The 24,653-nt window shown below is 64.2% G+C and carries 24 protein-coding genes and 2 tRNA genes; 14 read left to right on the top strand and 12 right to left on the bottom strand.

Features of this window, described 5'->3' with window-relative positions; genetic code table 11:
- Positions 1-211: 211 nt before the first annotated feature.
- Positions 212-1,399, bottom strand: a complete 1,188-nt coding sequence (locus SZ63_RS01440; protein WP_048179938.1) for an ATP-binding protein — start codon at positions 1,397-1,399, stop codon at positions 212-214.
- A gap of 49 nt (positions 1,400-1,448) precedes the next feature.
- Between SZ63_RS01440 and SZ63_RS01435 the strand changes: the two genes are divergently transcribed.
- The 3 genes from SZ63_RS01435 to thiL are packed head-to-tail and all read left to right on the top strand — an operon-like array spanning position 1,449 to position 5,114.
- The gene (locus tag SZ63_RS01435) at positions 1,449-2,306 is read left to right on the top strand and encodes an RIO1 family regulatory kinase/ATPase domain-containing protein (protein WP_048179935.1); all 858 of its coding nucleotides are present in this window, start codon (positions 1,449-1,451) and stop codon (positions 2,304-2,306) included.
- Positions 2,303-4,255, top strand: a complete 1,953-nt coding sequence (locus SZ63_RS01430) for a DUF460 domain-containing protein (RefSeq protein ID WP_048179933.1) — start codon at positions 2,303-2,305, stop codon at positions 4,253-4,255. Before SZ63_RS01435 ends, SZ63_RS01430 begins: the two co-directional genes overlap by 4 nt.
- Positions 4,248-5,114 carry a thiamine-phosphate kinase gene (gene thiL, locus SZ63_RS01425; protein WP_048179931.1) on the top strand — a complete coding sequence of 289 codons (867 nt, stop codon included), beginning with the start codon at positions 4,248-4,250 and terminating at the stop codon, positions 5,112-5,114. Before SZ63_RS01430 ends, thiL begins: the two co-directional genes overlap by 8 nt.
- On the opposite strand, the gene SZ63_RS01420 is transcribed toward thiL, so the two are convergent.
- Complete coding sequence (locus tag SZ63_RS01420; protein ID WP_048179928.1) at positions 5,111-5,896, bottom strand: YhfC family intramembrane metalloprotease; 786 nt, start codon at positions 5,894-5,896, stop codon at positions 5,111-5,113. The two genes, thiL and SZ63_RS01420, sit on opposite strands and share 4 nt — an antisense overlap.
- Positions 5,897-5,964: 68 nt before the next feature.
- Between SZ63_RS01420 and SZ63_RS01415 the strand changes: the two genes are divergently transcribed.
- The gene (locus tag SZ63_RS01415; protein WP_048179925.1) at positions 5,965-7,071 is read left to right on the top strand and encodes an acyltransferase family protein; all 1,107 of its coding nucleotides are present in this window, start codon (positions 5,965-5,967) and stop codon (positions 7,069-7,071) included.
- On the opposite strand, the gene SZ63_RS01410 is transcribed toward SZ63_RS01415, so the two are convergent.
- Positions 7,043-7,513, bottom strand: coding sequence for a C-GCAxxG-C-C family protein (locus tag SZ63_RS01410; RefSeq protein WP_048179923.1), 471 nt, complete (start codon positions 7,511-7,513; stop codon positions 7,043-7,045). The two genes, SZ63_RS01415 and SZ63_RS01410, sit on opposite strands and share 29 nt — an antisense overlap.
- A gap of 135 nt (positions 7,514-7,648) precedes the next feature.
- On the opposite strand from SZ63_RS01410, the gene SZ63_RS01405 reads away from it, so the two are divergent.
- On the top strand, positions 7,649-8,821 hold the full coding sequence (locus tag SZ63_RS01405) for a WD40 repeat domain-containing protein (protein WP_082122599.1): 1,173 nt from the start codon (positions 7,649-7,651) through the stop codon (positions 8,819-8,821).
- A 168-nt stretch (positions 8,822-8,989) separates the two neighbouring features.
- The gene (locus SZ63_RS01400) at positions 8,990-10,735 is read left to right on the top strand and encodes a CotH kinase family protein (protein ID WP_162199190.1); all 1,746 of its coding nucleotides are present in this window, start codon (positions 8,990-8,992) and stop codon (positions 10,733-10,735) included.
- A 264-nt stretch (positions 10,736-10,999) separates the two neighbouring features.
- On the opposite strand, the gene SZ63_RS01395 is transcribed toward SZ63_RS01400, so the two are convergent.
- From SZ63_RS01395 to SZ63_RS01380, 4 genes are all read right to left on the bottom strand, one after another.
- Positions 11,000-11,071: transfer RNA gene (locus tag SZ63_RS01395), tRNA-Ala, on the bottom strand.
- Between the two features lie 12 nt (positions 11,072-11,083).
- Positions 11,084-12,097: a transcription initiation factor IIB gene (locus tag SZ63_RS01390; RefSeq protein ID WP_011843316.1), complete on the bottom strand. Its 1,014-nt coding sequence runs from the start codon at positions 12,095-12,097 to the stop codon at positions 11,084-11,086.
- Positions 12,098-12,435: 338 nt separating this feature from the next.
- Positions 12,436-13,080 (bottom strand): histidinol phosphate phosphatase domain-containing protein, encoded by a 645-nt coding sequence (locus SZ63_RS01385; RefSeq protein WP_048179911.1) that lies wholly within the window; start codon positions 13,078-13,080, stop codon positions 12,436-12,438.
- Between the two features lie 5 nt (positions 13,081-13,085).
- Complete coding sequence (locus SZ63_RS01380; protein WP_048179906.1) at positions 13,086-13,358, bottom strand: signal recognition particle subunit SRP19/SEC65 family protein; 273 nt, start codon at positions 13,356-13,358, stop codon at positions 13,086-13,088.
- Positions 13,359-13,413: 55 nt separating this feature from the next.
- On the opposite strand from SZ63_RS01380, the gene hypB reads away from it, so the two are divergent.
- Both hypB and SZ63_RS01370 read left to right on the top strand, forming a co-directional pair.
- Positions 13,414-14,061, top strand: coding sequence for a hydrogenase nickel incorporation protein HypB (hypB, locus tag SZ63_RS01375; RefSeq protein ID WP_048179903.1), 648 nt, complete (start codon positions 13,414-13,416; stop codon positions 14,059-14,061).
- 106 nt (positions 14,062-14,167) lie between these two features.
- Positions 14,168-14,545, top strand: coding sequence for a 30S ribosomal protein S8e (locus tag SZ63_RS01370; RefSeq protein ID WP_048179900.1), 378 nt, complete (start codon positions 14,168-14,170; stop codon positions 14,543-14,545).
- Between the two features lie 14 nt (positions 14,546-14,559).
- Here SZ63_RS01370 and SZ63_RS01365 read toward each other — a convergent pair whose 3' ends face one another.
- Positions 14,560-14,898: a DsrE family protein gene (locus SZ63_RS01365; RefSeq protein ID WP_048179897.1), complete on the bottom strand. Its 339-nt coding sequence runs from the start codon at positions 14,896-14,898 to the stop codon at positions 14,560-14,562.
- On the bottom strand, positions 14,895-16,334 hold the full coding sequence (locus SZ63_RS01360) for a bifunctional metallophosphatase/5'-nucleotidase (RefSeq protein ID WP_048179894.1): 1,440 nt from the start codon (positions 16,332-16,334) through the stop codon (positions 14,895-14,897). Before SZ63_RS01360 ends, SZ63_RS01365 begins: the two co-directional genes overlap by 4 nt.
- Positions 16,335-16,423: 89 nt before the next feature.
- Between SZ63_RS01360 and SZ63_RS01355 the strand changes: the two genes are divergently transcribed.
- Both SZ63_RS01355 and SZ63_RS01350 read left to right on the top strand, forming a co-directional pair.
- Positions 16,424-16,846, top strand: a complete 423-nt coding sequence (locus tag SZ63_RS01355; RefSeq protein WP_048179891.1) for a hypothetical protein — start codon at positions 16,424-16,426, stop codon at positions 16,844-16,846.
- Positions 16,843-17,310: a DUF2240 family protein gene (locus SZ63_RS01350; RefSeq protein WP_048179887.1), complete on the top strand. Its 468-nt coding sequence runs from the start codon at positions 16,843-16,845 to the stop codon at positions 17,308-17,310. The genes SZ63_RS01355 and SZ63_RS01350 overlap by 4 nt, the downstream gene beginning before the upstream one ends.
- A gap of 26 nt (positions 17,311-17,336) precedes the next feature.
- Here SZ63_RS01350 and tsaA read toward each other — a convergent pair whose 3' ends face one another.
- Entirely contained in the window at positions 17,337-17,894 is a 558-nt protein-coding gene (tsaA, locus tag SZ63_RS01345) for a tRNA (N6-threonylcarbamoyladenosine(37)-N6)-methyltransferase TrmO (protein ID WP_048179884.1), read from the bottom strand.
- 143 nt (positions 17,895-18,037) lie between these two features.
- On the opposite strand from tsaA, the gene SZ63_RS01340 reads away from it, so the two are divergent.
- Positions 18,038-19,036, top strand: a complete 999-nt coding sequence (locus SZ63_RS01340) for a radical SAM protein (RefSeq protein ID WP_048179881.1) — start codon at positions 18,038-18,040, stop codon at positions 19,034-19,036.
- A gap of 65 nt (positions 19,037-19,101) precedes the next feature.
- Here the strand turns inward: SZ63_RS01340 and SZ63_RS01335 are convergent, their stop codons facing one another.
- On the bottom strand, positions 19,102-19,500 hold the full coding sequence (locus SZ63_RS01335) for a 30S ribosomal protein S6e (RefSeq protein ID WP_048112720.1): 399 nt from the start codon (positions 19,498-19,500) through the stop codon (positions 19,102-19,104).
- Positions 19,501-19,602: 102 nt separating this feature from the next.
- Positions 19,603-21,384: a translation initiation factor IF-2 gene (gene infB / locus SZ63_RS01330; RefSeq protein WP_048179878.1), complete on the bottom strand. Its 1,782-nt coding sequence runs from the start codon at positions 21,382-21,384 to the stop codon at positions 19,603-19,605.
- A 555-nt stretch (positions 21,385-21,939) separates the two neighbouring features.
- Between infB and SZ63_RS01325 the strand changes: the two genes are divergently transcribed.
- The 3 genes from SZ63_RS01325 to SZ63_RS01315 all read left to right on the top strand — a co-directional run bounded on the left by SZ63_RS01325 (position 21,940) and on the right by SZ63_RS01315 (position 24,651).
- Positions 21,940-22,012: transfer RNA gene (locus tag SZ63_RS01325), tRNA-His, on the top strand.
- A 214-nt stretch (positions 22,013-22,226) separates the two neighbouring features.
- The gene (locus SZ63_RS01320) at positions 22,227-23,609 is read left to right on the top strand and encodes an Nramp family divalent metal transporter (protein WP_048179875.1); all 1,383 of its coding nucleotides are present in this window, start codon (positions 22,227-22,229) and stop codon (positions 23,607-23,609) included.
- Between the two features lie 70 nt (positions 23,610-23,679).
- The gene (locus tag SZ63_RS01315) at positions 23,680-24,651 is read left to right on the top strand and encodes a TIGR03885 family FMN-dependent LLM class oxidoreductase (protein ID WP_082122597.1); all 972 of its coding nucleotides are present in this window, start codon (positions 23,680-23,682) and stop codon (positions 24,649-24,651) included.
- Positions 24,652-24,653: the final 2 nt, after the last annotated feature.

Below are 24,653 nucleotides of genomic sequence, written 5' to 3'. Positions count from 1 at the left end.
CGTGAGATAGTCTATGGAGGGTGGCGAGGTCTCACGCGAAAGACGCGAAGCCGCGAAGCCGCGAAGGGAGTAACTCACAACCAAACGGTTCTTCGCGTTCTTCGCGGCTTCGCGTGAGCTAACATATATAAGCGACGATACGGCCTCACGCGAAGCCGCGAAGGAGAGTTGCAGCATCCTCCTACCTAACTTCGCGTGAGACATATACCTTTCAGGTTCCCCGCCGCATCTCATCGAGGATCTGACACGTCCGGCAGATCCTCCCGCACGGCTTCGCACCTTCGCACCTCCGGTGCTCAAACTCCGTTCCCGAAACCCTTCCGGGTTTCTCCAGCTCCGATTCTGACGAACCGTCGCATCCTGAAGGAACGTCGTTCTTCGGTGCTCGTGCTCCCGCCGTTCCGGCAGTCGCATCCCGCACCTCCCGGTGCTCAAGCTCCTGCCGTTCCGGCAGTCGCTCCCCGCACGGCTTCGCACCTTCCGGTGCTCGTGCTCCCGCCGTTCCGGCAGTCGCATCCCGCACCTCCCGGTGCTCAAGCTCCTGCCGTTCCGGCAGTCGCTCTCCACACCTCTCGCAAACCCCGAACCCCATCTTCTCCGCCCCGGGCTTCTCCGTCCTCCGGAGGGCCTCGCCGAGGTTCACGAGCGAGTACTTCGTCGCCGGGTGGCGGTAGGTATAGTCGTCGAGGATGCCGCGGACGTCGCCACGGAGAGCGTCGCCCGCGTAGGGGCAGCCCGCGAGGTCGAACCCCTCGACGTGGAGAAAGGCATACAGCGCCACCTCCCGCTCCGGGATGTACATGAACGGCTTGATCCGGGGAACCATCCCCTCCGTCTCCCGCATGGGGCGGGTGAGCCGCTCCGCATCCCCCCGGAGAGCGTTCATCAGAACCGACTGCGCCTCGTCGTCCAGATTGAACCCGTAGGCGAACTTCGTGACGCCGTGTTCGCGGGCAATCCGGTTCATCAGGGCCCGGCGCAGGACCCCGCAGTAGGAGCAGGAGAGCCCCGTTCCTTTCCGGCCCACGATCTCATCGAGCGTGACCCCGTATTCCCCGGCGAACGACGCCGTCACCCAGGGGACGCCCATGCTCTCGGCGATGGCTCCGGCTCTGGCCGGGTCGCGGTAACCCCCGATCCCCTCGTCCACGGTGATCGCCATCAGCCGAACGTCCCTCCGCTCGCCGAGGAGCCGGTGGAGGAAGAAGAGGACGGCGCTCGAATCCTTGCCCCCCGAGAGCGCCACCGCCACCGTGTCGCCCGACTCGATCCAGCGGTGCTCCCGGATCGCCCGCTTCGCCTTCGCCTCGAAATCGCGGTTGAAGTGCTGCTCGCAGAGGTGCAGCCCCGAGTATCGCTGGAAAAGAATCGCGTCGCGGCGGCACTTGCTGCACTTCATGCTTTCTCGATCATCCTTTTATCACGGCATCACATAAATTGTGTAGAAGATGCCTGTTCCTGCAGAATACGTGCGATCCCTGCACGCCTACGAACTCCGGATCCTGCTCGCCCTCGAACGCCTCATGCGCCGGTACCGCTGGGTGCCGCTCGAGGTGCTCAAGTCGGCCACCAGGTTCTCGGAGTCCGAGCTCTCCTACCGCCTGGGCAGGCTGATGGCCATGGATATGGTCAGGTACGAGAAGACCCCCTACGAGGGCTACGCACTCGTCTTCAACGGCTACGACAGTCTGGCTCTCCACTCCCTCACCCGCCGGGGCACCGTCCAGGCGCTCGGGACGCTGATCGGCGTCGGGAAGGAGTCGGAGGTCTACGAGGCGATGGGCCTCGGGGTCGTCGTGCTGAAGTTCCACCGTGTCGGGCAGCGGTCGTTCCAGTCCGCCCGCGTAAAGCGCGGCTACATGCCGGAATCCGGGCACTGCCCCTGGATCTTCGCTTCGAGCAACTCGGCGAAGATGGAGTACGACGCCCTGAAAACCCTCCATCCCGCCGTCTCGGTCCCGCTCCCGATCGACCAGAACCGGCACGTCGTGGCGATGTCGTTCGTCCCCGGCGTCAACCTCTCGCGGGCGACCCTCGAAGAGCCCCGGCCGATCCTCGACGAGATCCTCGACAACGTCCGCGAAGCCTACCGCCTCGGGATCGTCCACGGCGATTTGAGCGAGTTCAACGTCATGGTCGACGAGGGGCAGTGCTGGCTGATCGACTGGCCGCAGTGGGTGGAGAGCGCCCACCCGAACGCCGGCGAGATCCTCAACCGCGACATTGAAAACATCCTCCAGTACTTCAAACGGAAATACGGCCTTGAATACGCCTTCGACGAAGCACTGGCAAGGGTGGTCGGGTGAAGGTCTTCGGGATCGACATCATCAAAGGCTCGGTTCGTTCCCGTACCCGCCGGCCGGTCTACGCCCTCGCCCGGGTGGAGGACGGCGATGTCCAGAGCGTCGAAGAGGTGACGGGGTTCCGGCTCCAGCGCCTCCTTGCCGCCGAACAGCCCGATATCCTCGCGGTGGACAGTCTCCAGGAGATCGCCGCCGACCAGCGCGAACTCTACGCATTCCTCCAGTCGCTCCCGCCCGCAACGAAACTCGTCCAGGTGACCGGCGGCGAACGGACGGAGAGCCTCGGGAAGGTCGCCGCCCGCTACAACATCAGTTTCAACAAATTCGATCCCTACGCCGAGGCCCGGACCACCGCCCGGGTGGCCGCGCTCGGGGCGGGCGTCGAGGTGATCGCGTTCGAGAACACCACCGACATCGTGGTGAGCAGGCACCGCTCGCCCGGCCGGGGCGGGTGGAGCCAGAACCGCTATGCCCGGAAGATTCACGGAGGCGTGCTGCAGAAAGCCCGCGAGATCGAGGGGCGGCTCCGGGGCGCCGGTCTCGACTACGAGAAGAAGGAGACGAAGGCCTTCGGCGGCTACTCGAGGGTCGCCTTCCGGGTCAAGGCCCCCCGGGAGATGGTTCCGGTCCACTCCTCCCGGGGCGCCGACGTCCAGGTCAGGGTGGCGGGACGGCAGCTCGATCGGATACGGTTCGAACCGCTCTCCGGCCGCCCCCGCTACCTGATCGTCGGGCTCGACCCGGGGACGACCACCGGCATCGCCGCCGTCGACCTCGACGGGAACCTGGTGCTCCTCACGAGTTCCCGGCAGATGACGATGTCCGATATCGTCGAGGAACTTTACCGCGCCGGAAAACCGCTCATCGTCGCCTCCGACGTCCAGCAGATGCCCTACTCGGTCGAGAAGATCCGGCGTGCGTTTAACGCCATCCCCTACACCCCGAAGCAGTCGCTCTCGGTGGAGGCGAAGTACGACCTGACCGCCCCGTTCTCCTACACGAACGACCACGAGCGCGACGCCCTCTCGGCGGCGCTGGACGCCTACCGGAGCCTCCAGAACAAGTTCAGGAACATCGCAAAGAGGGTGGGGCCGGGATTCGATCTCGACGAGGTGCGGGCGCGGGTGCTCCGCGGCCAGCCGCTCGACACCGTTCTTGCGGACCTGCAGGGAGTCCCGGCGGCAAAGAAGGAGGCGGAACCGGCGGCGGAGGCCGAGCCGGAACGCCCGGTCGAGGACGAGCGGGTGATGGCGCTCGACGGGATGGTGAAAAGGCTCCGCAGTTACGTGCAGGAACTGCAGGAGGAACTCCGGGAGCGCGGCCGGGAGGTGGAGCGGCTGCGGCAGAACGTGAGCCGGGCACGCTCCGCGACCGAGCGGAAGATCCGCAGGGACGCGGAACTGGCGGCGAAGGACGCGACGATCGAGAGCCTGCGCGAGCAGCTCCGGGGCGAGCGGCGGCGGTCGCGGCGGCTGAAGAAACGCCTGGAGAGGATGCGGAAGGTCGCGAAACTCGAAGTCTCGGAGGACTACACCCCGCTCAAGGTGCTCGACTCCCTCACCCGCGAAGCGGTGCGGGCTCTCCAGGAGGAGATCGGCATCGCCGGAGGAGACGTTCTCTACCTCCCCCGGACTCACGGCTGGGGCCGCGGCGTGGTGAAGGACCTCGCGGGAACGGGGGTGCGGGCGCTGGTCGTCGGCGGGGAACCGCCCGACCCGCACCTGATCCGGGCCGCCCGGGAGGCCGATCTGCCCCTCCTCCCCGCGGAGACCGTCAGGCCGGAGATCCGCGGCAGGACCGGAGCGGCACTGACCGGAGCTCTCGAGGATGCCGTCGCGGACTGGAAGGAGGAGCAGAAGGAGTTCCGGCGCGAGCAGGAAGCCGAACGGGTCGAGTACCTCTTCAAGGAGTACCGGAGCGAGCGGGAGAAGGAGGTGCGCCGCGGTGGATGAACGGGGCCTGCACCGGCTGATCGGGACGATCATCGCTCCCGAACGGCTCGAGGACGACTGCGCCGTCATTCCCTGCGGCGACCGCCTCATGGTCGCGACCACCGATATGCTCCACGAGACGACCGATTTCCCGGTCGGGATGACCGACTGGCAGGTGGGCTGGATGGCAACGGCGGTCACGCTCTCGGATATCGCGAGCATGGGCGCGGCGCCGGGGCAGGTGCTCCTCGCGGTCGGCCTCGATAGGCCGGAACGCCTTTCCGGGATCATGGAGGGCGCCCGGGACTGCTGCGCGGCGTTCGGCGCCGAACTCGTGGGCGGCGATCTCGACGCCCACCGGGAACTGACGATCGTGAGCACGGGGCTCGGGACCGTCGAGGCGGCGCACCTCGTCCGGAGGCGGGGGGCGCGGCCGGGAGACGTCATTGCGGTCACCGGGCCGCTCGGCGAAGCCCAGGCTGCTCTCGCCGGCTACGACCGGCACAGGAAGGAACTCCTCGAACCGCAGCCCCGGGTTCGGGAGGGACGGGCGCTCGGCCGTGCCGGGGTCTCGGCGATGATGGATATCTCCGACGGCCTTGCGCTCTCCCTCCACGACCTCCTGGCGGTGAACGACTGCGGCTTTTCCGTCGATACCGCCCGGCTCCCGCTCCCGGCCGGCGTCCCGGAAAGCGAAGGTCGCGAGCTCGCGCTCTACGGCGGGGGGGACTTCGAACTTCTCTTTACCGCCCCGCCGGGCATTCTCCCGGTGGCCGGGGTCATGACCCACGTCATCGGCGAGGTCATCCCCGACCGGGGGGTCCTCGCGGACGGAAAGCCGCTCGAACGCCGGGGCTACCTGCACGAGTGGAAGGGTTAGATCGCCGCCCTTGCCCCCATCCGCCGCCACTCCCACAGAATATACGCGAGGGCGAGCACCGCAAAGACGAAGACCACCGCCTCGGTCACGAAAATCCCGTGCATCGGGACGAGGTAGACGGCGGCGGCGTCCACGGCGGCGTGCCAGAGGACGGCAAGGGCGAGGAGCGCTTTTTTACCGTAGACGACGGCGGCGAGCACGAGGAGCGACCAGGCGATGTGCAGGGTGATCGTCATCATCCGCTCGGCGAGACCGGGCAGGATGTCGAGCGGGGTGAGGGCCCGGAGAGCGTCGACCTGCGCCTGGACGGCGGGATCGTCAGGCAGGGGAATCGCTCCCCCGTCGCCGGTGAGAAGGATGTAGGAGACCATGCTCGAGAGCACGAGGAGCGCGACGAAGATGCTCTCGACGCCGCCCCATCCGGTCCCGAAGAGGAGGCCGTTCTCCCGGGTGAGGGGGATCTCCTGCCGCCGGAAGAGGCAGCGGTAGACGAGGTAGCGGCCGATCTCCTCGAAGAGCCCGGCCATGAGGCCGAGGTAGACGGCGAGGACCGCGACGGCCGCGGTCGTGCCCATCGGCAGGACGGCAAAGTAGAGCGGGTTCTGCGTCACGAGGACGAGCGGCGCGTGGACAATCTGCACGATGATGAAGAAGAGAGCGCCGAGGGCGAAGACCCGCCACGGGACGCCGAACCTCCTGACGATCCAGTAGCCGAGTGCGAGCGGAACGGCGATCTCGAGCAGGGCGACGACGGCGAACGTGACGACAACCAGCGGGTCCATTGGGGAGAATATTTTGACTAATTATTTAACAGTTGTCACTGTACAGTGAGGAAAGGATCCCGATAGCTATGAAAACAGAGCACCCGGGGGCGGTCACTGAAGGCGGGAGCATTCCGGGGGGCCGGTTCTCGAACAACTTCGACTTCCTGCGGTTCGCGGCGGCGGCGATGATCGTCGTCGCGCACGCCTACGCACTCAGGCTCGGCTACGTCGGGATAGGGCTGTACGACCCGGTCGTACTCATGGCCCAGGCAGGGCTTGCCGCCCTCCTCGTCACCAGCGGCTACCTGATCGCGGCGAGCTGGGAATCGACTGCATCGCCGCTCCGGTTCGCCTGGAAACGGTTCCTCCGGGTCGTTCCGGGCCTCGTCCTCGCGATCCTCGTCACGCTCTTCGTCATCGGCCCGCTGATGACGTCCCTTCCCCCGGGCGAGTACTTCGCCGCCCTCTTCTCCCCGGCAGGCCTCACCACCGCCCCGTTCTTCGAAGACGGATCGGCGATAGGCCTCTTCCAGGACAACCCGTGGACCTACGTCAACGGCTCGCTCTGGACGATCCCTCTTGAGGTCGCCATGTACGGGATCGTCGCGGCCCTCGGGATAGCCGGGCTCCTGCACCGGTGGGGCGCCATCCCCGCCCTCGCCGGCGTAAACATCATCCTGTGGGCCTCCTGGTTCGACGACCCCCGGATGGCGAAGATCCGGTTCACCCTCTACTTCCTCATCGGGGCTTACCTCTACCTTCACCGGGAGCGGATCGCCTACCGCCCGGTCGTCGCCGGTGCGCTGCTCCTTCTGCTTGGATTCTCGGCCATGACCCCCTACCTGACCGTCGCCGGGGTGATCGCCATCCCCTACCTCACCATCTACGCCGCGCACCTCCCGATTCCATTCTTGAGCACCTTCGGGAGATCGGGGGACTTCTCCTACGGCATCTACATCTATCACTATCCGATTCAGCAGGTGCTGATCCAGGCCACGGCAAACACGCTCCATCTCCCGACGCTCTGCGGAATCTCGTTCCTGGCGACGTTTGCTCTCGCGTACCTCTCCTGGAATCTCGTCGAGAAGCGGGCTCTCGCGGCAAAGAGCCTCGGTGCCGACGACCTGCGGCGGAAACTCCGGCTGCCGTCCCTGCCGGAGTCCCTCACCGCATGGTGGATTGCCCGGAAGTGACGGATGTAAGAACCTCTTCGAGGATCTCGACCGCATCCTCGACATAACGGGGACAGAGCGTCCGGGTGAGGTTCTGCTCGCGTGCCCGGGCAAGCCCTTCGCCGGTCGATATGTCGCACCCGAGGAGTTCGGTGCAGGAGACGGTGCCGTTCTTCCGGACAAAACGCGCGACGAACTCACGGGTGAGGTCGTAGGTCAGATCCTTCGCCTCTTTTTCGCCGGGACCGGTGCTCCCGAATAAGAGCCCGATCGCAAGGACCGCGCCCGATACGGTCCCGCAGGCTCCTCCCGTATGCCCCACCCCGCCGCCGAACCCTGTGGCCGCCCGGAGAATGACCTCTTCGGGAACCCCGGCATCGTCCGCGAAGACCGAACTGACCGCCTGTGCACAGTTGTAACCCTGCATGAAGCGGGAGACCGCCTCTTTTGCCCTGTTACCCATCCGATTCACCTGGAGGTTGATTGTGCTCCTGACGGCTTCAAGTTTCTGCGGCAGGGCCCGCTGCAGGAATGGTTTAAGAACCCACCCGAGAAAGTAGACGTATTACGGGAATTCTTTCCCGAACAGGGGTTCTCCATGAAAAGAACAGCATTGATTATCGCCCTGATCGTCGCCCTGGTTCCCGCGGCTGCCGGGGCGGAGGCTTCCTATCACGGCGTATCGACGGGGGGCATCGTCAACGACGTTGCGATCACCGCCGATGGGAAGTATATGGTCGCGGGGACGAGCAACGGGGGCATCGTCTGCCTGCAACGGGACGGCACCGTCTCCTGGAACGTGAGCGCCGGAAGTTCGGTGGCCGCAGTTGCCGTCGCCGGGGACTACGTTGCCGCCGGAACCGAGGGGGGCGACGTGCTCCTCTTCGACGGGAACGGCGGCCGCTACTGGACGAAGAGCGTCGCGGGATCCGTTCGCGACCTTGCTTTCGCGGGTGACGGCCGGTCGCTCGCGGTGGCGGCCGATCGTATCGTCCTCTTCACCAATCTGGGGAAGGAGGAGTGGAACCGCGCCATGCAGCCGGGCGCCCGCTCCGGCGACACCCGGCCGTACGTTACGTCCGTCGCTTTCACCAACGACGGCAAATTCATCGTCACCGGGAGCAGCAACGGTGCCATTCTCTTCATGAACAGGGAGGGGAAACTGATCTGGGAGGGGCTTGCCCGCAGTGCCGTCACCGCGGTCGACGCCTCCCGTGACGGATCGGTCGTCGCCACCGGGGGCCGGGATCGCGCCCTCCAGGTTTACGGCCGGGCAGGGGGCCTCCCCTGGGCCCTTCCCACCGGTGCGCCGATCCTCGCGCTCGCTCTCTCGGGTGACGGGCGGTTAGTGGTCGTCGGCAAGGAGGGCGGCGATGTGGAGTGCTACCGGCCGAACGACGCCCTCCTCTGGAAGAACCGGACGGGAAGCAATGTCCCCGCCGTGGACGTCTCCCGGCGCGGCGAGGCCGTCGCGGCAGGGAACACAGGCGGAACCGTGTATCTCTGGAACAGCAACGGTGACGTGCGCTGGTCGTTCGATGCCGATGCAGCCGTTAGTGCGGTTGCTCTCTCGGACAACGGCGACTACCTTGCCGCGGGTGCGGGTGAGCGGGCCTTCATCTTCCGGACGGCCGAAGGGCCAGTAACGGCGATAGCGGAAGGGACGGAGGGCGCCACGACCGATCCGGCTCAGGCCGGCGGGGCGGGTGCGCTCGTCGGGCTCCTCGCCGTTGCTGCCGCGGGCGTTGCAGGCCGCCTCCGGCGGCGGTGACCAAGAACAGGGGAACTCCCCTGTTCTGCAAATTTTTACGTAGACGTAGCCTCGTAATCAGTGGCTTTGAGAAACGGCGTTAAAGCTCCATCGGCCATGACTTCCGGCGCGGATGAGCGTGTATCCGGGAGGCAACCTTAATGCCGTCTCACGGTATGAATGCGGGCCATGGCAATGGATTCTGCGGGCCGGGCTGTGTCCGGCATGCTCATTGTGCTGTCTCTGATAGCCTTCGCCATACCCACGGCAGCGGGACAGGAGAACGCGAGCAGTCCGGACTCCGGTGTGCAGGATCTGTACCTCTACGTGGGCTGGAAGGATCTCGTCGAGTTGTATACCCGCGGAGACGCATCCGACGAGCGGGTGGACGGTTATGTCCGGCTTTCGCCCGACGGCGAGGATATCGAACTGGAGGGGGTGCGGTTCCGGGGCACTTCTTCGCGAGAGTTGCCGAAAAAGTCGTTCAACATCCGGTTTAACGAATCTCAGGGGTTCCTGTTCGGCAGCAGCGATATGAACCTGAAAGCCACCTACGCCGATCCCACGATGATGCGGGAGAAGGTCTCAATGGAGCTCTTCCACGTCCTCGGGCAGCCGGCGCCGAGGACGAGGTACTTCGACCTGTACATCAACGACATCTACGAAGGCCTGTACGTTCACGTGGAGCGGGTCGACGGGGATCTGCTCGCAAGCAACGGCCTGAACCCTGCAGGGACACTGGTTGCCGACGATTTCAGGAGCAACTTCGGCCTGTCGGGAGTCGACCGCCTCTCGGTCTTCGGGTATCCCATCGGGGAGCAGGACGATCCGGAAGCATTTCTCGCACAGACCATGGACAGCCGGGGTGAACCGGACTGGGGAGCGGTCCGTGACCTTGTCACCTGGGTCTACCGGACTCCTGCCGGCCCGGAGTTCGAAGAAGGCTTTGTCGAACGGTTCGATGAGGACAATTTCATCGACTGGCTGGCAATCCATTACCTCATCGGCGATGTCGACTCTTTCGGCGACGACTACTGGCTCTACCTGGACACCGGAGATCCGGATGCGGAGTGGAAGGTCATACCCTGGGACAAGGATCTGACGTTCGGTTCGCATACCCGGAGAAGCGCTACGGTCAACGACTATTTCGGATATGAGTCGGCGATAGCGAGCGGCTGGGACAACGACCTGGTGAGGAAGTTCCTCGAGACTCCCGCACTCCGTGAACGCCTCGATCGGCGCATGGCGTTCCTGATGGACGAGGTCTTCATCGAAGACTATTATGCCGGGCAGCTCGCTCTTCACACGGAGACGATCGGAAACAGGCTGAACATCACGCCGGGGGAGGAGGCATTCGCGCTACACCCGCAGAACCACCACGGCGATCTCGGCTACCTGGCGTACCACACCGAAGCGGTGCTGGATTTCGTCCGGCTCCGCTACCGGTTCATCGAAAGAGCGAACACGCCCGGCTCCGGGGAGCCCTATACCGCCTCCGTCGAGGTACCGGCGGAGCCGGAGGAGAGCACCGTTTACTTCACCGACCCCGGCGGATGGACGATTGCAGCCCTCGAGGTCTCGGAGGTGAGGGAGCCGGGCACGATCGCTGCTGCGGTGAGCGGAACGCCGGAAAATCCCGGCATCGACCGGCGCTGGGAGTTCAATGCGGGCGACGCCGACGTCAGCGGCGAACTGACCCTCTACTATAGGAACGACGTCGAATCGTGCTGCTTCCCGATAGAGAACTGGTTCGTCAGCGACGCGGCGGTCGGGGACGACCGTTACTCCCAATGGGACCTGCGGATCGTTCAGGAGAACGAATCCAGGAACAGGACGGCACTCGAAACCTACGTGAACCCGTATTCGAACAAAGCGTCCGCAAACGTCTCGCTACGGGGAACAACGTGGTTTGAGATGGTGCTGCCGGATCGGTAAGAGGAGCCGGAGAGGAACTCCACCCGGGGATAGGCGAGGAGCGCCGCGAAAGAGAGTTACCCCCAACAAAACTTCGCGTTCTTCGCGGCTTCGCGTGAGGTGAAGTGTAGGGGGCAGCGACAAGGTCTCACGCGAAGAGCGCGAAGCCGCGAAGGGGCTACGTCGTCTCTCAAACGAAGGGGCTACGCCCCTTTCGAAACCTCCGGCGACCTGACGGTCGCCTATGGACAGATGCATCTCGCGAAAATAATAATAAAGAACGGATGGACCCGGCGGGATTTGAACCCGCGGCCTCTACGTTGCGAACGTAGCGATCTACCCCTGATCTACGAGCCCGAAGATATGAGATCAGAGTATGATCTCGATATCTAATTTTTCTGCCAGTTCCTTATATCTGTTCCTGATCGTGACCTCTGTCACGCCCGCAACCTCGGCGACTTCGCGCTGGGTGCGCCGCTCTCCGCCGAGGATCGACGAGATGTAAATGGCGGCCGCAGCAACGCCCGTCGGCCCTCTGCCGCTCGTAAGTTCACGCTCGCCGGCCTGCCGGAGGATCTCGACCGCCCGGCTCTGGACCTCACCCTTCAGGTTCAGGCCCGAGCAGAAGCGCGGTACGTAGTCGATCGGGGACGTCGGCAGGAGCTTTAACCCGAGCTCGCGGGAGATGAACCGGTAGGTGCGGCCGATCTCCTTACGGGATACACGGGAGACCTCGGCAATCTCGTCCAGCGTCCGGGGGACGCTGCACTGCCGGCACGCCGCATACAGCGCCGCCGCCGCGACACCCTCGATACTCCGGCCGCGGATCAGGTTCTTGTCCACGGCGTCGCGGTAGACGACCGCGGCGGTCTCGCGCACGTTCCGGGGCAGGCCGAGCGCGGAGGCCATCCGGTCCAGTTCCGAGAGCGCGAACGCCAGGTTCCGCTCGGTCGCGTTCGAGACACGGATACGCCGCTGCCACTTCCGGAGCCGGTAGAGCTGGGCGCGGTTCTTGCTCGAGATCGCGCGGCCGTAGGAGTCACGGTTCCGCCAGTCGATCATCGTCGAGAGACCCTTGTCGTGGATCGTGAACGTCATCGGTGCGCCGACACGGGAGCGCTTCATGCGCTGATCGTGATCGAATGCACGCCACTCGGGGCCGCGGTCGATGAACTCCTCGTCGAGAACGAGACCGCAGTTCTGGCATACGAGTTCCGCGCGCTCGTAGTCGTGGACGAGCTGGCGGCTGCCGCACTCGGGGCAGACGGACTGAACGCTCTCTTCGGTGCGCTTCTTCTCCGTCTCCTTGACCTTCTGCTCCCCTCTCTTCTTCAGGGCCTCGCGCTGCAACTGCAGCTGTTTTAATTTTTCTACTTCAGCCATCGATTATACACCTATCTCGCAAAGATCTTCTCGCCAACCTGCACGGAGCAGCCGTTGTTGCAGAGGACTACGGCATAAGGCGATGATATATTCCCAAATATGTCAACTACCTTCCCTACGGGTTTTAACCGGCGATCCACAGCCTCACCGTAGAGACGGGGCAACTGTGCAGCATCACATCGCAAGATTAACAAGCGATTGCCGCAAACACTTACAGAACGACCGATTAACCGCAAACTGCAACCTCTAGGGGATACTATATCCGGGCGTATTTAGTAACATATATATATTGACCATTAGATTATAAAAAGTTTTTGCTAAATTATAAATACCACATCTCACTTCTGAAGAAGCCGATTTATATCCAGAGAGAGAGTCTCCCGGGATTCCGCCTCCGTCAACCCGGCGCCGAGCGCGACCGCCCACCGCGACTCCTTTGACATCAGATCGGACGGAGCATGCGTATCGGAATCGACCACGAGCCGGCACCCGGCCTCCCGCGCCGCCCGCACCACGTGACCGTTGGTGCGATTATGTCCCCCTCGCGAGGTGATCTCGAGCGCCACCCCGTGCTGCGCGGCCGCGCGCGCATCCTCGATCGCTATGAGCCCGGGATGACCGAGCACGTCTACGTACTCGCACGCGCATGCGGCGCGGTTGGTTCCCGGGGCGACCGGCTCCACCACCGTCTCGCCGTGGACCACGACGATATCGGCACCGAATCTCTTTGCATCGCGTGCAAACGCCGGGATCAGGGACGGCGGGACGTGGGTGAGCTCCACCCCGACAAGCAGGTTCACGCCGTAGCACCGCGCCGATTCCCGGACGCTCTCTGCCGCCTCCACCAGGTGCGCGAGGTTGGAGGCGTCCGCGTGGTCGGTGATCGCGAGCGTCTCGTAGCCGAGCACGGCGGCCCGGCGAACCAGCTCGGTCGGGAGGAGTTCGCCGTCGGAGAGGAGGGTATGGGTGTGCAGGTCGTACATCGCGGTCACTTCCGGTCGGCAAGACCGCTCGCAACCTTCCGGATCAGGTCTTCCTTGCTCCCCTCCCATTCCACGACGATCCGGCCTTCGCGCTCGGCCCACCGGGCGGGATGGTGGTGCTCTTCCACCCGGTGCGGGACCTTCATCTTCCGCAGGACGGCCTCGATCGCGGGGAGTTCCGGGGACTTCACGCCGAAACTTTTAGCAACGCGACGCCCTTCCCGCCGCTCGAGCGTGGTGTCGAAATAACAGGGGTACAGGATGCGTTCAGCGCTCATAGTTGTAAGATCTAGGTGGTTAACCTATAAACAGATCATGATCACAGTACATACCATGCATCACATCGACGTCCATGTGGAGAAGGACATCTACGATGTCAACAACCGCCTGGCAGATGCCAACGCGGCCCACCTCAAGGACCACGGCATCCGGGCGTTCGACCTTCTCGGCGCCATCGGGTCGGGGAAGACCGCCACGATCGAGCGGCTCGTGCCGCTTATCCGCGACCGGGGCCTCCGCGCCGGTGCCATCGCCGGGGACGTCTACGGCGACGACGATTTCAAGCGGATCGTCGCCCTCAACGTCCCGGCCTACAACGCGAACACCGGGAAGGAGTGCCACCTCGACGCCCACCTCGTCGAGCACGCCATCGAACACCTGCCGCTCGACGAGATCGACATCCTCTTCATCGAGAACGTCGGCAACATGGTCTGTCCGACCGATTTCCGGCTGGGCGCCGAGAAGAGGATCGTCGTCGTCAGTTCGACGGAAGGAGACGACGTGGTGAACAAGCACCCGATGATGTTTCGGAGCAGCAACATCGGCGTCATCAACAAGGTCGACCTCGCCCCGTTCGTCGGCGCCAACCTCGATCGGATGGAGGCGGATATGCGCCGCTACAACCCGGAGATGAAGATCTTCCGGACGAACATGAAGACCGGGGAAGGGCTGGACGAGCTGCTGGACGCGATCCTCGCGTGATCAGCAGAGTTAAATATCCCGGTCTCGAATAGTTATAGCACTTTAACGAGGAGATTGCTACCCCCTGAAGGGTATTGCGTCCTCAGCAGAGTATTTCGGTGGTCACATGCAGTGGCAAGGAAGATCAGTACGGAAGCCATCGGGCGGACGCTACCACACCTCCCAGGGCAAGAAGCGAACGGAGATCGGAAGAGCTCCCGCAGAGACGCACATCGGTGAAGAACGCAGGAGAATTGTCCGCACCTTCGGCGGCAACCAGAAGGTCCGGGCGCTCCGGGTAGAATACGCGACGGTCTCGAACCCCGCAACCGGCGAGACCAAAAAGGCGAAGATCGAGACGGTCGAGGCGAACAGCGCCAACCCGAACTACGTCCGGCGGAACCTCCTGACGAAGGGCGCCATCATCAAGACCGAGATGGGGCGCGCGCGGATCGTCAGCAGACCGAGCCAGGACGGCGTCGTCAACGCCGTTCTGCTCGCATAAGACACCCATCTTTTTTACGGCCGAAGATAGTGCCAGCCCTCCGCCTGCCTGACGACCAGCTCCACGATCGCGGACGGGACGGTTTCAACGTAACCGGGAAAATCCTTCTCCGACAGGTTCCGGGAACGGAGAGTGTTCTCGCAGACGACGAACCGCACTCCGCGGCCCGCAAGTTGCGCCATGAGCGCCGCCTGCGGGCCGCCGGTACGTAGAGGTTCCACCCCGTCGGCATGGGCGACCACCTCCACCTCGACACCTGCAAGATCTTCGACGAGGTTCTTTGTGTTCCGCAGCACAAGGGCCGCCTTTTCGCGCTCGTCCAGGTGGACGGCGACCTTCGGCGGGGGCGTCATATCGCCGTCACGCTCCCGCGGAGATCGGCGCTGACGGGCCCTTCTGCCAGGTAACGTTCGAGCGCCTCGATTGCATGAATCTCGAGGTTCTCCCGGTTCTTCCCGTACTTCGGCGGCACACCCTGCCCGGTGACGAACGCCGCGTGATAGACGGCGTCCAACTCGAGCCTTTTGCCGGCCGCAAAGAACTCCTGGATCCGGAGTCCGGGCGGGTTTTCAATCTTGCAGTAGAGGTTGACCCCCATACACCGCTTCACGTAGCCGCCCATCTGCTGGTAGGGATCGCGCGAAAAGGTCCGCTCAAGGTTCTCCTCCATCATCCCCCGGAGTTCCCGGCCGGTGATCTCGGTCGTCGAGACCGGGGGGTTGACCGGGATGATGTCCCAGAGATCATTCATTGTGACCGGGCCGGGCGGCACCGGGGCGCCGTAGCGCCAGCCGTTCGAGAACGCCATCTCTGCACCCGTGGCGTCGATGAGCGCCTGCAGGAGAAGGTTGTCCATCGTGGCCTCAAGAACCGTGTTCCGGTTAAGGCCGGTCCGGGTCTCCCCGACGACCCGGGAGAGGTACTCGCGGTGGGGTTCCATGACCCCCTCGACCATCTCCTCGACCTCCGGGTGAGGCCGAACCTCCTCGCCGACGACGATGAGTTCGTGATCGAACCCCGTTATCCGCCGGTTCTCGACCGTAAGGTCGAGCCGCCCGAGGAAGGAGGCGTGACAGCCCGACTGGATGATAACGGTGTCGTTGACGACCGCCGGCTCGAAGAGGCGGTTGTGGGTGTGCCCCGAGAGGAGGACGTCGATCCCGTCCGTCTCGCGGGCGAGTTTCACCTCCTGCGGGAATCCCAGGTGCGATATCACCACGACGAGGTCCACTCCCTCCTCGTTGCGGAGATGGGCAATGTGCCCCGGGAGTTCGGCGTTGCCGAGAGAGAAGTGGATCCCCTCCGAGAAGGAGTCCGGCATCACCTTGTCGACGATGGTGGCGGCGATGCCGATGACGCCCACCTGCAGGTCGTCGGTCTCGCAGACCGTGTACGGGGGAAAGACCGGGTTGCCGGTCGCGTCGTCGTAGCAGTTGTCGGCGAGAACCGGGTAATCGAGCCTCCCGGCCACCTTCCGGAACTGCTCCGGGCCGTAGGCGAACTCCCAGTGGGCGGTCATGGCATCGAAGGCAAGGGCGTTCAGGACCGGGACGAGCGCCTCGCCTTCCGATTGGACGGCAGGGTAGGTCCCGTGGATGGTGTCGCCGCAGTCGAACGCGAGCACCCGGCCCGGCCGCTCATCACGCGCATCCTCAAGGAGCGCGGCAATCCGGGCATACCCGCCTGCCGTCCGGTACTCCGGCGGCCCGCCGGCATAGAAGAGTTCCTGGTGCGGCTCCAGGTACCCGTGCGAGTCGTTCACCTGGAGGAGCGTGAGGTGGTCGGTCATGGGTGCAGGGAGGAAGATATGTGCAAAAAACTTTTGCGCCTTCGGCGGGATCACATTCTTTTTACGTTCCGCAGACGTCAGTTCTAGTGATGCGCAGGATATACCATCGTTTCCCCCAAGCCATCGACCTCGACTTCGAACTCAACCGGCCGTTTCGTGAGGTCCTTGCCTGCATAGCCCGGATGCACGACACCCATACCACTGCACGGGGCGCCGACGGGCTCGTCAAGGAGCGGATGCTCGTCCAGGTCGCGGACGGACGGACGCAGTTCCTCGACCTCAACGACCTCGCGCCGCTCGCCGAAAAGGTCACCGAGGTGGCGGACTTCCGGATCGACCTGCAGAGGACGCTGCTCACCCCTGAAAAGAGGCTCCCGGTCTCGGAGAACGTTTTCTTCCTCCGGATCGCCGACAAGGGTGCGGTGACGGAGTGTTACGTTGCGAAAGAGGGGCGGCTCGGGGATCTGGACGCGATGGACCTGCGAAAGATGCTCAAGGGTGCCTGCGAGTGAGTGTCAGGATTGCGGTTGCCGCACCGTTCAAGCACATGCGCAAAGACCGGCTGCAGAGGAGCGAGTTCGTCTTCTACATCGCCATCGACCGGAAGTGGATGAACAAGGAGCAGGCAAACCAGCTCCTGGAGCGGGCGAAGGCGGAGGGGCTCATCGCGGTGGACGGAGGAGCCATCCGGCCGCTCTTCGATCTTGCCGAGGTCTCGATACCGCTCGGGTTCAAGCCCACCTCCGACGTCCTCGCAGCGGCGGAGAGTCCCTACGAGGAATTGATCGGGCGGATCGCCGCCGCGACGGAGAAGCCGCCCCAGGAGGTCGTCGCCGAACTCCACCGGATCGTTGCCGACAACTTCGACGGCAATCTCCGGGTGGAGGCGGCGGTGGTCATCCTCGCGAAGAAATACGGGGTGGCATTCGACGACAAACTGCCCGCCCTGGAGAAATCGATCGCGAAGTCGCGATAAAATACCTTTTTTCCCCCGTGCAGGATTCACGCCCGCCGTTCGCCCACTTCGTTCATGAGCCCCTCCATCCACGCGGGGATCCGCACGCCGCCTTTCGGGTACTGGGCCAGGACGTAGGGCTTGATGTCGATGACCGGGCTGCCGTCGACGGCGTCGAGCCCGGTAACCTCGAGAACGTTCCCCCGCCGTGCGTGTAGCGCAACAACGGTCGCGAGCACGGGGTTGGGACGCGCGGGGCTGCAGGTCGAGAAGATCCCGGTCTTCGGGATATCGGTCCTGCCCATCGGGTGCACGCGGTCGACGGACCGGCTCTCCTCCGGCACCTTGTGCCCCCAGTACAGCACCGTGACGTGGGAGTACTCCTCGATGCCGTCGAGCAGCGCGATGCGGTTCTCGTCGATGACGATCTCCGAGACTGCCTCCTTCACGCTCCTGACGTGATCCCTGCTCGCGTCCGGCCCTTCCCGCATCGAGATGCCGTCCCTGTCTGAGACGAGGAAGGGTTCCTGAACGCTGCTCCGGACGAACCCCACGGGCCGCAGGATCATGCCGCCGGATTCGGGCGATGGCGTATGCATGCTCATACGTTGGCACCCGCTCGCACCTTCGGTGCTCAAGCTCTGTTCCTGCGGAGCTTCGCCTCGCGAATAGTTGTACCGGAGGTGACATAGCCCCCATCGCACCGGTGTCCCAAAGGCTATCGTGCATGCCTGCGCCAGAAACCAGTATGGAAGACCTCGAGTCCTGCCGCCTCTGCGAGTGGAGGTGCGGTGCCGACCGGCTCCGGGGCGAGCGTGGGGTGTGCCGCGTCGGCCGGGCGGAGGTGGCGGCGACGATGTGTTCGGGCACCCTCGCGAGTTACATCGTCACCCTGCTCGGGTGCTGTTACCGCTGCCTCCACTGCAACGCCTACCGGATCTCGCAGTACCCCGACCCCGGCTGGCACTACGTCGGCCACGTGCCCGCGGCGGTGCTGGTGGCCGACGCACGGGAGCGGATTGCCGCCTACAGGGGGCCCCGTATTCGGACGCTCGGGTTTACGGGCGGCGACCCGATCATTCACCTCCCCTACATGGAAGAGGTGGCGGCCGAGGTGAAGCGGCAGGGGCTCGATCTCGGGATCGGGCTATCGACCGGCGGGTTTTCGACGGAGGCGGCGATGGAGCGGATTGTCGGCCTCTGCCGGACGATCACCCTCGAGATCAAGGCGTGGTCGGACCCGGTTCACCGCGCCCTCACGGGAGCGCCGGTGGGCCCGGTGCTCAGGAACGCGGAGTACCTCGTCCGCGAGGGGAGAGACCGGATCAGGGTCTTTCGGACGGTGGTGATCCCCGGCATGACCGATAAGGAGGTGGGCAGGATCGCGGCGTTCATCGCCTCGCTCGATCCGGGCGTGCCCTACCGGCTCATCGGTTTTCGGCCGAACAACGTCCTCTACTACCACCCGGGGCCGTCGAGAGAGCAGATGGAGCATCTCTGTTCGGTCTGCCGTGATGCCGGGCTCGAGGACGTCGCCTGGAGCGGCTACTATCCCGAAGCGGTGCCGGACGAGATCGCAGCCCGGGCAGCACGGCTCACCGGTGCATACGGGGGTGACCGGGCTGCGGCGCTCACCGCCGCGTATGCCGCGGCGTGCGGGTGTCCCACCCACCCCCGCGACTGCGGGGCATGCCCCCTCCGTGACCGCTGCCCCGCCACGCTCAGGGAACCCTGGCGCGGCCGGTAGAACAGGGGATAGGAATACGGGGTGAAACACCAACAACGGATCTCAAGAAAAGGTTGGGGGCTGATTTATTCAGCCGCCGCCTCGGGCTGGCTGAAGTATTCTGCCAGGGGCTTTGCACCGCTCTGTTTCACGGCGGCGTTGATCTGAACGATATCGGCGCTGATCTCGTTGCCACGTACCGACTTCCTGCGGCGTTCCCCGTCCATGACCGGGTGGAACCCGACGCCCTTGGAGAGGAGAAGCCTTCTCCTTGACGGGCCGGGAAGGTCGCGACGTGCAGGAATGCCCGTCTTGTCCGTGGCACCGGTGATCTTGATCGTGTAGCCCGCAAAGCCGAGGACGTCTCCGTCGATCTCGTCGCCGATGCGCTTGCCGATGAACCCTCCGGCAGCGGGGCCGGTCGCATCGATCTTATATGAACGCCCGGTCTCCGGGTCTGATAGGATGATTTTGAAATCTGCCATGTTGACGACTCCTTCGAAAGTACCTATACAATTTGAGAATATGGTATTAAAAGACTACCTCTGCAGGGTTAAAGGGAGAGACCCGCACGTTCCCCGAACGGGTCACTTCCCCCAGAAGGGGTCTTCCCGGCGCTTGAGGGTGGTGAACTCCTCCAGGGTCTCGCGCAGGCTCGGGCTCAATTGATCGATCATCTCCCGCTCGATCACCTTCACGTGCCGCTCCGGGATATCCACGTAGAGGTCGTCATCGACGTTGATCTGGCGGCCGACCGTCGGCCCTTCGATCGAGATCGCCACTTCCTTGCCCGCTTCCGCCTCCTGGACGGATTCGTTCTTTGCCTGGATCTGCTTGATGCGGCCGACCTTCTTGCCGTTCGGAAGGGCGAGGCTGGCACCGCTCTGGAGTTTTCCCCCGAGGACCCTGACGCCGACCACCGCCGGGTTACTCTGCCGGAAGACGCAGTTCGGGAGGATCCGGATCTTCGCGGGCATGATCAGCTTCTCGAACTTCTGCCGTTCGAGCTCCTGCTTCTTCTCGTCGCGCCACTCGACGTAGTCGTCGATGAGCTGGTAGATGACCCCGCCCTCGAATATGCTGACGTGGGACATCGCCGTATCCGCGAGGGCATCGACCGCGTCCGGTAGCACGGGGGTGTTGAAGGCGATGATCGCGCTGTAGAGGGGGTCCTTGATCGTTCCCGCCTCGATGACGTCGTGGCGGGTGACCGGCCCCACGGTCGCCCGCATCACCTGGATCTGGTGACCCTCGAGTTCCTTCGAGAGCGCTTCGAGGGCGCCGATGGTATCCGCCCGGATGATGACGCCGATGTCGGAGAGATTCACCTCGATGTCCTGGACTTCACGCCGGACCTGCTCGATCACCTCGTCCCGGTTGCCGCTCCGGACGGCCCGGAGGGGGGAGCCCGCGATGACCCCGTCGAGTTTCGGGGCGGCGACCTTGATGCCCGCAGCGGCGGTGACGGACTTGACCCGTTCGAACCGCTCCTCGATCAGGATCTCACTCATCGGGCGGGGCTTTAGGAGGGAGCGCACTTTCGTCTCGATGATCTGGTCGTTTCCGGCGACCACGATCTCGTCCCCGACCTTGAGATTCCCATCGTAGAGGATCAGATCAAGCGTCATCCCGAGCCCCCGCTCCTCCTTCACCTCGAGCACGGTTCCGGCACCGGGGCCGTCGGCGCTGACCTTGAGGCTCTCGGTCATGTAGCGCTGGGCAAGCCCGATCAGCACCATGAGGATGTCGGGAAGACCTTCCCCGGTGATGGCGCTCGTCGGCACGATGCAGATGTTCCGCGCGAAGTCCGAGACCCGGTCGAACCGTTCGGAGTTGAACCCGAGGTCGGAGAGTTTGCCGACGAGTTCATACACCTTCGTCTCGAGTATCCCCTGGACACGTTCGTTCTGCTGCGCAAACGTCTTCAAGAACGGCTGGTTCTCCTGGACGCGCCAGCCGGGGACGCGATCGACCTTGTTTGCCGCGATGACGAACGGCGTCTTGTAGTTGCGCAGGATCTGGAGCGCCTCGATCGTCTGGGGGCGGAAGCCCTCGTTGATGTCCACAACGACGATCGCCATGTCGGCAAGCGCCCCGCCGCGCGCACGAAGGGTGGTGAAGGCGTGGTGTCCGGGGGTGTCGATGAAGAGGAGGCCCGGAACATTGACGCTGACCTTGCTCAAGGCTCCGCCCATGCGGGTGACTGCATCGATGGGAACAAGCGTGGCGCCGATATGCTGTGTAATCGCGCCTTCTTCGGTAGATACCACGGAAGAGCCCCGGATCCGGTCAAGGAGCGATGTCTTGCCGTGATCTACGTGGCCCATCACGCAGACGATGGGGGTTCTGATCGTTGATTCCTTTGCCATGATAATCACCTTCCGGTATATGCTGGACGAATAAACCCGAAAAATCCCGAGATATTGACCGTTTTTTTCCGAATCACGCCAGAGTCAGGGTGATTCCCCTACCCCCGGGGCGTCGCTCGGCGCCCGGAACACTGGTACGTTATAGAACACGGTGTCTATTAATAATTCACCCCGGCGTCGAAAACGCTTCCGCGTTTTCTCGAACTCTCTTCTCTTCGGAACGTCGCGACTCGAAAACCTGCGGCCTTCTCTAACGCCGTTCCGGTCGGAACGTCGAGACTCGAAAACCTGCGGCCTTCTCTAACGCCGTTCCGGTCGGAACGTCGAGACTCGAAGACCTGCGGCCTTCTCTAACGCCGTTCCGGTCGGAACGTCGAGACTCGAAAACGCTTCCGCGTTTTCTCACGCTCCCTCCCCTTCGGGGAGGTCGCGGATTGCGTGACCGCCGGCGAACCCGGCGGGATATGCGCCCATGGCTCCCCCGGAAGTACATAACGCGGGTTCAGTGAAGAGATACCTTAATCAAATCCGACTGCCAATTGTTATGAGTACCTTGCCAGGGTGGGGTAGTTGGTTATCCTAAGGGACTGTGGATCCCTCGACCCGGGTTCGAATCTCGGCCCTGGCCTTCCTTTGTTTTGTTCGATCTCCTTCGTAAGATCGCTCGCTCGCCACGATTCTGCCAAGAAAGGAGCGTTTGCGGTGTCCCCCGTAGAAAACGGTGCCGGGCGGCCCCGGACCGGCCTTTCCCGGCGAGTTTCCGGCCTCCGGCAGGAAGACTTATGTATACCCGGCCTGCTCATGGGCCCGCCTCATCCCGGATGAGTCGGACGTGACAAACCATGGCGGACGAAGACCGGATCATCGTCCCTCCGGCCCCCCGCGGCAGGGAGAGCCTCACGTGGATGGGCCCCGCGATCATCTGGATGATCTCTGCCATCGCGACCGGGGAACTCCTCTTCACCCCACGGATCGCCTCGCTCTACGGCTATTCCGTGCTCTGGATGCTCATCCTTGCGATACTCTTAAAGACAGCGCTCTCGATCGAGATCGGGCGCTACGCGGTCGTGACGGGCGGCTCGCTCCTCCAGGGGATCAGAAACCTCCCCGGGCCGGCGAACTGGGGCGTCTGGATCATCGTGCTCCCCCAGATCCTCGTTGCGGTCGCGACCATCACCGGGATGGCAGGTTCCGCGAGTTCCGCCATCATCCTGATTCTCCCCGGCAGTTTCACGGCCTGGGCGGCAATAGTCCTGCTGGTCTCGCTCGCTCTCGTCTTCTTCGGCAGGTACCGGGGTGTGGAGCAGGCATCCATCGTGATGGCCATCGCCATCATCGTGGCCCTGGTGATCACCGCGGGCTACGTCTTCCCCGGCATCGTGCCGCTCGCCGCCGGCCTCGTGCCGGCCCTCCCGCCCGACGTCGTCTTCGCCGAACTCCTCCCCTGGCTCGGATTCGTGATGTCCGGGGCCGCGGGCCTCATCTGGTATTCCTACTGGCTCACGGCCCGGGGCTACGGCGCCGCCTACTACACCGTGCACAGGCAAGAAGGGGAAGAGAAGGTCATCGAGGAGGAAGACCTGCCGGACGTTACCCGCCTCTCCCGAAGCGAGAAGGACTCCATGCGGGGCTGGCTCCGGCTCATGGCGTTATCAACGACCATCGCCGCAGGCATCGTCCTCCTCCTGCTCGTCGCGCTCCTCGTCCTGGGAGCCGAACTTCTCAGGCCGGAAGGGCTCCTCCCCGAGGGGCCCGAGGTGACCGCGGTGCTCTCGGTTCTCCTCGGGGGCGTCTGGGGGCCGCCGGGAGCCTGGCTGATGATCCTCGCCTCGTTCTTTGCCTTCTGGAGCACGCTCGTCGCCAACCTCGACGGCTGGACGAGGATGCTCGGTCAGGGGTCGATCTTCATCGCCCGCCAGATGAAGGCCGCCGGGCGGTGGGTCTCGATGCGGTTCTACCGCTCCGTCTACCTGATCGGACTGATGGGTATCCTGCCGCTCGTCTTCGTCCTCGTCCGGCTCGAACCGGTGACCGCCCTCGCCATAGCAGGGATCGTCGAGGCGATCCAGATCCCGGTGGTCGCCTTCATGACGGTCTACCTGAACCGGCGGACGCTCCCGGCCCAGTTCCGGCCATCCCTGCCCGTCGTGATCCTGATCTTCGCCGTGGGGATCTTCTTTGCGGTCTTTGCAGTCTACTACGTCGCGACCGAGTTTCTCCCCTGAACCACGCGAGCGGGGGCGGACACCAGACTTTTATAGTCCCGTGCACAGTCCGGAGCGGAGATGCAACAGCATGAAACAGGAGACGATGATCGGCTACCACGCATCCCACGAACAATTTCCACCGGGCATGCTCCTTAGCCTCGCACGAAAGGCCGAAGCCGCCGGGTTTCGCGGCATACTCTCCTCCGACCACTTCAACCCCTGGACCCCCGCCCAGGGGGAGAGCGGGTTTGCGTGGTCGTGGCTCGGCGCGGCGCTCCAGGCGACCGCTCTTCCGGCAGGGGTGGTATGTGCGCCGGGCTACCGCTACCACCCGGCGATCGTCGCACAGGCGGCGGCGACCCTTGCGGAGATGTTTCCCGGCCGGTTCTTCGTCGCCGTCGGGAGCGGCCAGGCTCTCAACGAGAGCATCGCGGGTGAGGCCTGGCCGGAGAAGCGGGAACGAAACGACCGGCTCCTCGCTGCCGCCACCATCATCCGAAGGCTCTGGGCGGGGGAGACGGTCACGGCCGACGCCCCGGTTCGCACCGTTTCCGCCCGCCTCTACACCCGGCCGGCCGAGGCGCCGCTTCTTATCGGCGCCGCCCTGACGGCCGCCACCGCAGAATGGGTCGGCGGATGGGCGGACGGCCTCATCACCGTCGCGATGCCGAAATACGAACTCGCAGAGGTTTCCAGGGCGTTCCGGCGCGGGGGCGGGGAGGGAAAACCGATATACCTCAAGGTGGACCTCTCCTACGCGCGGGACGACGACGAGGCGCGAACCGGCGCATGGGACCAGTGGCGGGCGAACGTCTTTCCGGCGACGGTGCTCGAGACCCTCCGGGAGCCGGGAGAGTTCGAGGCGATGGGCGAGTTCGCCGAACCCGCAAAGGTCTTTGAGAAGATCCGGGTCTCGGCGGACCCGGCGGAGCACGTCCGGTGGCTCAAAGACGATATCGAACTCGGTTTTTCGCACCTCTACCTGCACAACGTGAACCGGAACCAGGAAGCGTTCATCGAAGATTTCGGGCGCGAGGTTCTCCCTGCACTGACCGGGTGACC

The sequence above is a fragment of the Methanoculleus sediminis genome (assembly GCF_001017125.1).
Classification (GTDB): domain Archaea; phylum Halobacteriota; class Methanomicrobia; order Methanomicrobiales; family Methanoculleaceae; genus Methanoculleus; species Methanoculleus sediminis.
The sequence above is the reverse complement of the archived record's forward strand: the minus strand, read 5'-3'. Positions and strand labels throughout refer to the sequence as shown.